This is a genomic window from Phormidesmis priestleyi BC1401 (assembly GCF_001650195.1).
Classification (GTDB): domain Bacteria; phylum Cyanobacteriota; class Cyanobacteriia; order Leptolyngbyales; family Leptolyngbyaceae; genus Phormidesmis_A; species Phormidesmis_A priestleyi_B.
Map to the genome: position 1 here is coordinate 1 of NZ_LXYR01000092.1, position 10,499 is coordinate 10,499.

Sequence of the window (10,499 nt, forward strand, 5' to 3'; positions counted from 1 at the left end):
GGTTCTCAATAAGGGCAGTCAATTCTCAGCAAGGAAATTATTTGTTACGAGATTAAAAGATGCGCCCTCAAACCAGCATTCTCCCGTTGACGTTATCTATGAAACGACAACTAAACTGAAAAAGTAGGATTGAGTAACCGATCGTGCCCAAAGTGAATGGAAAAGGTCAAGCCGCCATTTTGACCAATGACCAAATCGACGCGGTGATCCACCTGTGCAAAAAGCCTTACTGTTTTGCGGTGGCGATCGCTGCCTTCACAGGTTGCCGCATGGGTGAGTCGCTGCAACTCAGAGCCGAGAACCTGAATCTGAATGAGCAGGTAATCACCCTGACCCACACTAAAACAGGGCGCACCCGTGAGATCGAGCTGCACCCAGAGTTGGTGGCTATTCTTTCTGATGCTGAGTTGCCCTCGGAGGGTTATCTTTTTCCGTCGTCTCGCCAAGCGGGTTACCTCAGCCGTCAGGGATTGGCAAAAGAGCTGAAGGAAGTCTGCGAGGCTCTAGATCTGCGAGGTGTGGGGACGCATAGCTTTCGGCGATCGCTCGCGACCTCGCTACACGGAAAGGGCATCCCCATTAAGACGATCGCGTCCATCACGGGGCATGAGTCGCTGAATGAGCTATCTCGCTATCTGGAGGTCACGCCTCAGCAGAGACGAGCCGCTATTTTGACCTTGAGATGACAACCCGCCAAACGGGAGCTGGCGCTATCTTGCGCTGCTGGGTAACAAGTCAACTGACCTCATCCGCCCGCAGAACAAAGCAGAAGAGGAAGGAACAAAAAGTAAGCCGTTCTTCTTAGACAGCGGAAATCGTCCTTTCATCACAGCTTGGGGATCATATCAAAGCCCCTCCTAGTTCTCTAAAACTTTGGTAAGCAAATCTTTAGGTATGACTCCATAAGTTCTTGCCAGAACTTGAAGCTATTAAAGCTATTCTCCTGAAATATTCACTGCGATAGGAGCTATAGTACTTAACACCTCAGTTAGTCATAAATTTATCAGTCAGCGGTGCTAGATGTTTAGGTAAGTCAAGTTCGGGAGTCTCACAAGGCTCTAATGATGCAAGTCCGCTAAGGTAATCTAAATCCCTAATCTTACTTATGAGTATCTGAATGAAGGACGCAGGTTTATCTAATGCAAAAATGTCTTCTGCATCTAGTACAACGACTACTTTACCTGTTTTTGCATGAAAGAGGACCTGGCGCATTTTTGATTCTTTGAGCTGTTTCTGCCGCGTGTCTGCTCCTCTTTCAGGAAACCCAGAGGCTCCATTCAAAGTAAAAAACACTCCTAAACCTGTAGTTTGGAAAAGATTAATCTCCATAATGCTGCACAATCTCGCAAACTGCTGGTCAGAAACCTTATCGTCAGTACATTTAGCTTCAACAACAATGTCTCTTCGATTTTCTTTCATATAAAGAATTTTATAAAGAAGAAGCCATTCTTCACCATCACCACCGACTAAAAGGTCGTACTGGGGTCCAGCTGAACGAAAGCTTTTTATACTACTGACTCCCTGCAATCCACAGAAGGTGAGAACTGTTATTTGTTCTAGTAAATCACCAGCTTCCCTACGTTGCTGGGGCGTTGGATTTTCTAATTCCTTATACTTTCTCAGCTTCTTTAAATAGCTTGAAATTCTTGAATCAGGGTTGTATAAATAGGAAGCTATATTGTTTGAAGATATATTATCACCTGGATTCAAATCTTTCAAAGCCTTAAGAAGTCTTACTAATGTTTCCCCTAAATTTTCCTTGGGCATACTCTAAATAAATTCAACTGGTTCAGGAACTAAAGCCATCAGATCAAAAGACATTTCAGCGTAATCTTCGATGATTTGATCGCATTCAGAACACTTCCAAGGTAAAGAAGGAAACCCTACTCCAAAGTCTATCGAACCTATATGAGCTTCAGAACAGGTGTGGAAAATGAGAAGACGCATATTGCACAGTCCAGCAGAATCAAGAGCAATCAAAATAGCATCAGCTTGAGAGCGCTTTACTCCTAGAAAGACAGCAAGCTCATGGGGCATTATTCTTTCATGCGAAGACCTGAACCTCCTATTCAGCTTTCCCTTCTGATTGGGGTTCAGGAAATCTAGTTTACGCTCACAAGTAAATTGGGACATGCTACTCCCTAAATGCCCAGCTCTGCTAGCAGGAATTCTAGCGCTCCAGTACTAAAATCACATTCCTTGTAACATTTCAAATGCTGCAAAGAGTCTTGATTCTTAGAAGCCTGATTTAATCCAAAGTAACAGTGTACGCGAAAGAGAGTTCTAAGAGTATTAGAACCCTTTGAATCCTTACTACTATTTTCACCTTCAACAGTGAACAAATCTGGGTCAGGTTCAATAATTCCTCTTTTCTTAATCTTAAGTGTAAACTCATAGGACTTTGTTCCCCATTCCCTAATTAAAGTATTCAAGATAGAATTCTCAACTTGAAGAAGCTTTTTAGAATCGTAGGGAAAGGAATAGCCCAAGGAATCTAAAGCAGCTTCTGCAAGCTTTCGTGAAAGTGCTTTTAATCCTTTTGCTTCAAAATCAATCTCAGAATCTGAAGAGCTATGAACGTTCAAAGCTATTCCTGATGAATGAGCGCGAACTCGCGTATGGCTCCATACGTATTGAGGATTTTCAATAAACTTTTCCCATAACTTATACAATAGCAGTGTATGAAGTTCTTGATGCTCCCAACTACCACCAAGATGTTTTTCAAGCTCTTCAAATACTTCAGGAATACGCAGCCAAAAAGAATACTGGCTCTTAGAGTTTGATTTGATATCTTCAGTGTGTGAAAACCCATTCCAGCTAAGTGCAATATACTTATCACTAACTTCAGCCACAACAGGCCATCTAATGAACTTAGTTTCAAAAGTTTCTTGTCTTTCTTGGGAATTTTCCCCGTCTACACCTTCTAAAGAGTATTGAATAGGAAGACGATGCGGAATTTTATGGGTACATATGTACCAAACTTTAGAACTATCTGGTTCTTTGATTGGTCCGTACCATCCTGGCTCACCAAAAGATGTCAACAGCTCTTCTAATGGCTTAAGCTGTGGAGTTTTCAAATAATTTCCCTTTTTAAAAGATAACCAAGTCCTTGGCTTCTTTACGTACTCCAAGAGAAAAGTAGTTGGGTCTAGACTTTTTCTGTTATGTAGTGCCTCAGCAACATCCATTGCATAACCAGCTTTTGTGGTTTGAGTACTGCTCTTAAAGACCCTAAAGTTAGTCAAGAATTCAACTGTAAACTCTGGGCTAGACAGGAACTTTTCACAAAAAGGATAACCTGAAGGGTAGCCTTGGTCGAGAAAAGCGTCTGGATTGTGTGGTTTTGTACTCATTTAAAGAGAAATTACAAGAGGCAGGAGTGTAAAGACTAATCTACTCTCGGTTAACAAATAGCGTCTAACTCTTTAAAATCTCTTTGTCGTAGTCTAGATAGGGTTGCATTGTTTTGTCGGTCAAGGGATTGAGTTAGTCTAACTCAATCCCTACTTCTCCTGCTTAAAGGCTAAAAGTTTGATGTCACAAAGCTTTGATGCCCATATGATCACTCTTTATACATGTCTGATGCTGTCGGCGAATGTGCTACGAGCAGGATTACCAGAAGGTGATCAATGCCAAGGCAATTGAGCTTTCGTGGCTCATAAATCCTTGTAGTATGATTGTAGAGGTAGTTGTAATACATTCGCCAACAGCATCCATTACTACTGAGACCCCGACTATGACGACGAGCGAATCATCGGTTCCTAACAATTACGTGGGAGCTACAAGCGGGAACCAAGGGTATGAAACCAGCAATAGCAATGGCATCAGGTCTGAAAAGCTGCTTCCATATGTAGCATCACATTCATATGACGGAGCACTTCCGCTCTCTACAGTAGCGATTCCCCGAGATGGGCTGATTACGCTCGGGAACCGGGAACGGGTGACTTTCGAGGAACTTTCACGCCTCGACCCGCAGCTTGCAGGGCTTTATCAGATTGGGTACGAGATTATTGAGCGCGTTAACGATCCAGGCGCGGCTTATCTACTAGCTCACACCGGACGTGAACTCGGACGTGGTGTGATTCGGCTCCTCGCGGATGGAGAGGCTCCACCTTCCCATGAGGAAGATGAGGTTGCGGAGACTGAGGGGAATCGCCGCACTATTGGGGCGGTACTCGGACTTCCACCAAACCATGCGTCGGTAACTGCGTGGTTTCAACTCAATCATACGTTTGCCAACACCTGTCACTACCGCTCACCTGGACCGTCAGCAGAGGAAGTCCGTAGAGCTTTTCTGGAGTTCAGTGAACTCCTGTATGGACGGATTGCGCCCTACTTCACTACCCACACAGAGGTCGATCAGCTCCTCGTGATCGCGTCACCTACAGACACGGATGTTGACCGCGCACGCGGGCTTCTAGTGCGTCCGCAGCTACGTCGCTATTTCTTCTCGCATCTTGAGCACCCAAATTGGCTCGCTCCACTCATCAAGTACGGATATTTCAAGTTTCCTCCGGAGCAGGTAGGCGAAGCCGACGGTACATGGCGTATGCAGACTTGGCATGAGAGCGAATATCTTGTGCGCGTTGCTTCATATGTTCCAGAACAGGTGACTCAGGTTCTGCTAGACATACCATCTACCCTGAAAAATCCAGCTGTTTGGCTCAACGTTGCTAAGGCTGCAAAAGTACTCCCCATCCAACAATCTGTTCGGCTTGTGCCACTGATCGAACGGGCACTACGAAGTGCCCCGCCTGTTCTATTCCCACACGAAGTAATCGATATCGTGCGAATACTTGCTGAACAACAGGAAAAGAAAGCTGCCTTTCGTCTTGCTGAAGCCCTTCTATGGCTAAGACAGATTCCTAAAACAGCAGTTGGTGAAGAAGATGTAGCAATGATGCCTCACGAGCAAGGGTGGAGGAATCGTGGCACGGAATGGATGCTCGCACGGCTCAGTTCACACGAGCTGGAAGAGTTCTTTTCGCGCGTTCTCACAGCACTCGAATCTCTCGATCCGCTTAAAACACTTAAGCTTCTCGCGAACTGTCTTGATCGCACTGTACATCTCATGCGGCAGGTTGCTGGTGACGAATCCGGAACCCAACAATCCAGTCAATGGTGGTGCGAACAGCTTTATGAGACACAGTCGGGGGATGACGTTCGTGCGCTCTTTGCTGTTGCTCTCACTGGCGTCGCCATCCGTACCGCAACTCGAAACGCCGAGGAGGCACAAGCAGTCTGGAAAGCGCTCTCAAGGTACTCAGTTGATATTTTCGATCGCGTCCGACTCGTAATTCTTACGAAGGCAGGCATGTTTCTTCCAACAGAAATCAATCGGCTTATCGGAAGCGATGTACTCCTTGAACCAGCCTTTGGAGCCCGAGAAGTTGCAGCCTTTCTACGAGTTCAGTTTGCAAACGCATCACCGGAAGCGAAATACTTTTTTGCGTATGCACTTAACCGGGGTCCAAGTACTGACAAAGTTCGACACAGTATCGAGTTTCGGCGTGAATATGAACAGACCGATACTGGACAGGGCACTGCGGAGGCGACTGCATCAACGACCACTGAAGACATCGCTGAGGTCATTTCAACCTGGCAGCAGAGGCGACTGCGATGGTTTCATGATCTGATCCCGAATGAGCTTCAGGCACTGGCGAAACGCCTCAATGTCGCTCCACAAGTGCCCACCTTAAAGCAACAAGGGCTTGACGAGGTAGGCTTTTACAGTGGTGACGTTTCGTGGACTAGCTGCCGAAGTCCAAAAACAGTAGAGGAACTTGCAGCCTTAGAGACGCATGAGATTCTCTCGTTTCTTCAGACATGGCATCCTGAGGGCAGCACTGTTGAAGATTTTTCCTACGAAAGACTTGAAGACTCGCTCACTAGATTCGCTACCGAACATACCACGCTGGCGGTAGAACTCATCAGGCAAGGACTTAAAGTCCCGATTATGCCTGGATACATAAGTGCCATCTTCGTAGGACTATGCAATGTCGTTAAAGAAAAGAAGGAAGTTGCCTGGAATGAAATTATTTCGCTTGCACTTCAAGCCTTGGAAGCAGGTAAAGCTTATGTATCTGAATCTTGTATAGAGCAGGGGAAATTCCAGCTTGAGAGGACGATCACTCGTTTCCAAGAGACAGAATGGCACCGTGTAGTTCGCGCAGCAGCAGACCTGGTGTGCGAAGGATGCCGTAGGGATATGATCGCGAGCGAGATCACAATCAATGTGTGGAGATTTGCCGAGACAGCCGTGTTTTTGCCAATTACTTGGACCAACACGTGGGGAAGCAGTGAGTTGATTTCATTCTCTAATGTATTGACCGCCTCTTACAACACTGCGGCTGGTGACATCACACGCATGCTCCTTGAGGTTGCTCTTTGGGACTATCGTCATGCAGTCAGTCATGGGACACCTGGTATGGCAGAACGTCCCATTCCGAGAGTAGAAAAGCTTCTCGTACCGCTTGTCGAGCATGTGCTCTCGCAACATGGACGAGCGGCACAGGGAGCACACGCTGCGTTAGGACGCTTTATCCCTCACCTATACTTGCTTGCACCAGAATGGATGTCAGTATCAGGAGAAGCTCTCTTTCATGGGGGATTAGAGGATCCCATTCGGCACCCTGTGTGGAATGCTTATATGACCCAAAGCCACTTCTACAGTTCGACATTTACAGCTCTTCGTTCCTGGTACGTACGAGCCGCTGAATCTGCTTGCGCTCAGGGTAACGAGCAGGCGGAGAGCAGTGAATGGTCTGCTACTAAAGGTCTTATCAAGCATGTGCTTATCGCAGTGACGTATGGACTTGCATCGATCGGTGATGAGGATAAGCTCGTTGAGAAGGCGTTTTCTAATGTGCCGGTCAAGCATCGTACGAGCGCGTACTGGAGTGTTTTTCGTAGTTGGAGCGACAGTAAGGAACCAGTGCTCGAATCCTCCGTTAGAGGAATCGTGACATTTTGGGAGTGGCGGCTCTCAGAGATAGAGCGCAGTCAGGCTACACCTGCAACTGCTGAAGAGGCAGTCGGGCTTATGTGGTTGTTCAGGACTCCCTACATATCCCCTGAGGACACAATTCGGCTTGGACGCCGTACCGTCGTACTTTGCACAGGAAACGACGATGGAGGTGGAGTTGCGTGGGAGCGCCTTAGTGAACTCGCCCAAATCAATGCAGCTGGAACATTTGAGATTATTCAAATCTTGGTTGAGCGGGAATTGAAGGTCGGTTATGCCTACTTGCCCTATGAGATGCTGGCTTCCTCGCTACGCGCTGCACTACACTGTACTGACCCCACTGTATGCTCACGCGCTGAACGCCTGATCCATAAAATTGGCGACTCTGGGCACACCGAGTTTGGCACACTCCTTCACTCAAACCTATCAATAACGCAAAAGTTGGCAGAATAGTGAAAGGGCTTAGTCTAACTCAACCCCGTATATGTGCCTACGCCTAACGACCGTCTGCTGCCGTGATGTGTTGAACGATGAGTTCCAAAATTGCTTTGCCTGGGCCAGCCGATCCAGGAAACTGCCAACCCATGGAGGTAACAGTGTTTATAACCGCACATATTAGATTGACCGTCTGTTGCTGCTCCTGATCCATGAATTGTCGATCCATTGCGGTATCAACAATCTGCTTCTGACGATTCACGAAAAACGGAATCGAAGCACCGTTTTTATCCGGCAGCCTCCATGATCCATGACAAAGAATATTTCGCATTTGTGATGCTTTTCGCAGATCACCTAGAAGCTCATCGAAATTTTCTATTGCAGCGTCTGGATTGTCTCGTACTGCCTTTCCATAGGTGTCAATCAGATTTCCCAGGGGATCGATGAGAGCACGTTCTAGCTTAGGCAACCACTCAGCGTAAGCCTGATCAATCTGGTCTTCTCCGTATGCTCGCATTGCTGTAAATGCAAAGATCGCCTTCCCTAATACCTCTTCTAAAAATCCGAATGTGGCAACGGCACGCCCTAGACTCTCCCAGAAGGCAGCCTCATGCCCGTGGGTAGGGAACTTATCAGGCAAGCCATCCTGACTGACTCGATATCGCGTTAACTTCTCGTCGTTCATATCATTTATTTACTGGGCTGACCGTCAAACGCTAGGCATCACCTGCCGCCTGACCAAGTTGCGGATATTTAAGAGCCGTCGTGTCAGCGGTTGGGTGCATGCCGTTGTGCTGATCCGTCGGACATGGCATGCCTCAACCACATAGCGACATTTACAATCCATTAATTTATGAATTTATAGACACTCTAACCGCACACGAGAGGATTCAATCGGTGATTTTCTAAGCATGTGCTGCCCGATGGGGCATACTTCATTGATGACCTAGAACTGAAAGCTAGAGGGAGAAAGCTTTTCAGCCGAAACCGTAACTTTCTGTTCAAATGCGCCCGCCGGTCCTTTTCGGGGGGTTATGCAAAGAACCCCTTCCTGTAGCTTTGAAATCCAGCGTGACCGCTGTGATCATCTTCTGAAACACCATCTATTTGAAACGCAGCATCAATGCACTGAAAGATCAGGGTCAGCTAATGGATGAAACCTTGTTGCACTATCTATCACTTCTCGGCTGGGAGCATATTAATCTCACCAGCGATTATAGTTGGAGGCAACGTCAAAAGGTGAGAAAAGACCCCTTTCGCCTACTCAGAACGGGTGCGAATCCTTAACGTACGATCTTTTCCGAATTCCGAAGCGACCCCCTGTTCAGGAAGCAGAGAAACAAGCCGAATCGAGAGATTGGCAAAACTGATTCATTAGCAGTTTCTCACTTTGAGGAGAATGAGAAGGCAACAGTCTCAAGACAGACATACCAGTGGTGATTTCAAACGCTACGGGAATACCAAGTATTGAGAATCAGCACAAGCTCAAAGAGGGCGGAGTGTTTTTTATACACCGCATCAGTGTAAGTCGCAAAGTACTCACACACAGACCTAAAAAAATAGTTTTAGAACATCTAAAGTTTCTTACAAATTCAACAGAGTAGAGGACTTTGGGGATTTATAGAGCTAGTTTAGAACATTGTTCTATAAAAATAGAATAATTAATAGAACATTTGAGTTAAGAAATTTCTAGAAGATAGACAGGTTGGTAACTTCAATTTTTATTACCTAATTAGATTTTGAGCTAGATGGTGGATGTCTTGAGCAATCTCTTTCAGGGATTTCAGGGGATGTTGGCGATCCAAATTGGCTGTATGTTCAGCCGCAAACGCCTCATAAACGAGATGGCCTTGCCTATCTAGCACGGCAATTTCACTCAGTTCCGGGTTACCCTCCGTGTCAACGACGACAAAATCCAAGCGGTTGTGCTCCTACAAACTTCTAGGCTTCGAGTTAGGATGCCCCTTCACGGCTGGATAGCAAGCCAACTGACATCTTTCAATCACAGGATAAAGCAGATGAGCAAGAAACAAGGTAAGCGGTTCCTCGTTTCAAGCGGGGGTGTTCGCTCTTTCATCACAACTTGGGAACCCTTTGAAAATCCCTATTCAATTTTCTGATAGGCACTTCAACATCCTCAGGGAGCCTCAATCATGATCGAAGAAATCAAAATTGACAACTCAGTCATCCCCTTCATGCCTGCTAAGTATCATTTGGGGCAGAAAGTCACGGTGGATCGCACCGTGGGCTACATCATTGGGATGCAACGTGAAAAGTATTCCTGGAGCTATAGCTACCGCCACATAGGTTAGGACAGGGACATTTTTGGCAGCACGCGAAGCACACTACCAAAAATGTCCTAAGCAAAGTGGCGATGGCTATACTTGGTCGTCGAGGGTGAGCCACCCACGGATGACAGTGGTGAAGATTGGCATCCAGAAAGCGCTCTTGCCTGAGCGTCAAGGGCAATTTAACGAAATGACGCTGAGGACTTCATTTTGATGACCGAGTCGCTCTCTTCAAGTTACAACTAAGCCATGACTGACCCTCGTGCTGACCACCTAACTCGTTTTCAGCCTTCTGGAGAGGAAGCACTCGCCCAGAAGCCCATTGCTGTTTTTCTTCCTAAGGAATTGGATCAGTATGTGCGGATGAAACCCAATCGGGCTGAATGGCTGCGGGGCGCGATCGCGGAGGCCGCCAGAAGAGAGTTGATGCAGGAGTAAGAAGAAACGGTTGTGTCGCAAAAATGATAGGGTTGGAAGGCTCAATTTTCTCTCGTCTCATCTTAAATGGTTGCCCAATCCTTGTTTAAGTGGCGGCACTTCCTGCCAGAAATCATCTTGCTGAATGTGCGGTGGTATTGTCGCTATCCCCTGAGCTACCGGAACTTGGAAGAAATGATGGCAGATAGAGGAGTGGAGGTGGATCACTCTACCATTCACCGATGGGTGTTGAGCTACGCCCCAGAACTGGATAAGCGCATTCGACCCCACCTGAATCGGTTGTGTCGCAAATACTTTTTAGTGACAAACGAAGTATCTCGTTCGCGTTCCGTTAAGCGCTAATTCCAAAGAGTTCTTCGATAAACTTTGCTTGA

At 46.6% G+C, this 10,499-nt stretch carries 8 protein-coding genes and 2 pseudogenes; 5 read left to right on the forward strand and 5 right to left on the reverse strand.

The window, feature by feature from the left end; all coding sequences use genetic code 11:
• The first annotated feature begins 143 nt into the window (after positions 1–143).
• Positions 144–686 (forward strand): tyrosine-type recombinase/integrase, encoded by a 543-nt coding sequence (locus A8707_RS24410; RefSeq protein WP_068819838.1) that lies wholly within the window; start codon positions 144–146, stop codon positions 684–686.
• Positions 687–984: 298 nt separating this feature from the next.
• On the opposite strand, the gene A8707_RS24415 is transcribed toward A8707_RS24410, so the two are convergent.
• The 3 genes from A8707_RS24415 to A8707_RS29985 form a co-directional block, all read right to left on the reverse strand.
• Entirely contained in the window at positions 985–1,767 is a 783-nt protein-coding gene (locus A8707_RS24415) for a hypothetical protein (protein WP_068819840.1), read from the reverse strand.
• Positions 1,768–1,770: 3 nt separating this feature from the next.
• Positions 1,771–2,037: a hypothetical protein gene (locus tag A8707_RS24420; protein ID WP_197485041.1), complete on the reverse strand. Its 267-nt coding sequence runs from the start codon at positions 2,035–2,037 to the stop codon at positions 1,771–1,773.
• Between the two features lie 104 nt (positions 2,038–2,141).
• The gene (locus A8707_RS29985; RefSeq protein WP_068819843.1) at positions 2,142–3,353 is read right to left on the reverse strand and encodes a hypothetical protein; all 1,212 of its coding nucleotides are present in this window, start codon (positions 3,351–3,353) and stop codon (positions 2,142–2,144) included.
• A 383-nt stretch (positions 3,354–3,736) separates the two neighbouring features.
• Between A8707_RS29985 and A8707_RS24430 the strand changes: the two genes are divergently transcribed.
• A complete protein-coding gene (locus tag A8707_RS24430; protein ID WP_068819845.1) occupies positions 3,737–7,417 on the forward strand; it encodes a hypothetical protein in 3,681 nt (1,226 codons plus the stop codon).
• Positions 7,418–7,460: 43 nt separating this feature from the next.
• Here A8707_RS24430 and A8707_RS24435 read toward each other — a convergent pair whose 3' ends face one another.
• Positions 7,461–8,084 carry a hypothetical protein gene (locus A8707_RS24435; protein ID WP_068819847.1) on the reverse strand — a complete coding sequence of 208 codons (624 nt, stop codon included), beginning with the start codon at positions 8,082–8,084 and terminating at the stop codon, positions 7,461–7,463.
• A 410-nt stretch (positions 8,085–8,494) separates the two neighbouring features.
• Here A8707_RS24435 and A8707_RS24440 point away from each other — a divergent pair.
• A pseudogene (locus tag A8707_RS24440) lies at positions 8,495–8,686 on the forward strand (Tn3 family transposase); the annotation flags it as partial.
• Between the two features lie 437 nt (positions 8,687–9,123).
• Here the strand turns inward: A8707_RS24440 and A8707_RS24445 are convergent.
• Positions 9,124–9,318 carry a hypothetical protein gene (locus tag A8707_RS24445; protein WP_068819851.1) on the reverse strand — a complete coding sequence of 65 codons (195 nt, stop codon included), beginning with the start codon at positions 9,316–9,318 and terminating at the stop codon, positions 9,124–9,126.
• Positions 9,319–9,936: 618 nt separating this feature from the next.
• On the opposite strand from A8707_RS24445, the gene A8707_RS24450 reads away from it, so the two are divergent.
• Both A8707_RS24450 and A8707_RS24455 read left to right on the forward strand, forming a co-directional pair.
• The gene (locus tag A8707_RS24450; RefSeq protein WP_068819853.1) at positions 9,937–10,125 is read left to right on the forward strand and encodes a hypothetical protein; all 189 of its coding nucleotides are present in this window, start codon (positions 9,937–9,939) and stop codon (positions 10,123–10,125) included.
• Positions 10,126–10,191: 66 nt separating this feature from the next.
• Positions 10,192–10,398: pseudogene (locus A8707_RS24455) on the forward strand (IS6 family transposase); the annotation flags it as partial.
• Positions 10,399–10,499 lie beyond the last annotated feature (101 nt).

What these genes read in the sequence shown, in the direction of transcription:
- A8707_RS24415 (WP_068819840.1), bottom strand. Translation starts at nt 1,767, where the DNA reads ATGCCCAAGGAAAATTTAGGGGAAACATTAGTAAGACTTCTTAAGGCT.
- A8707_RS24420 (WP_197485041.1), bottom strand. Translation starts at nt 2,037, where the DNA reads ATGCCCCATGAGCTTGCTGTCTTTCTAGGAGTAAAGCGCTCTCAAGCT.
- A8707_RS29985 (WP_068819843.1), bottom strand. Translation starts at nt 3,353, where the DNA reads ATGAGTACAAAACCACACAATCCAGACGCTTTTCTCGACCAAGGCTAC.
- A8707_RS24430 (WP_068819845.1), top strand. Translation starts at nt 3,737, where the DNA reads ATGACGACGAGCGAATCATCGGTTCCTAACAATTACGTGGGAGCTACA.
- A8707_RS24435 (WP_068819847.1), bottom strand. Translation starts at nt 8,084, where the DNA reads ATGAACGACGAGAAGTTAACGCGATATCGAGTCAGTCAGGATGGCTTG.
- A8707_RS24450 (WP_068819853.1), top strand. Translation starts at nt 9,937, where the DNA reads ATGACTGACCCTCGTGCTGACCACCTAACTCGTTTTCAGCCTTCTGGA.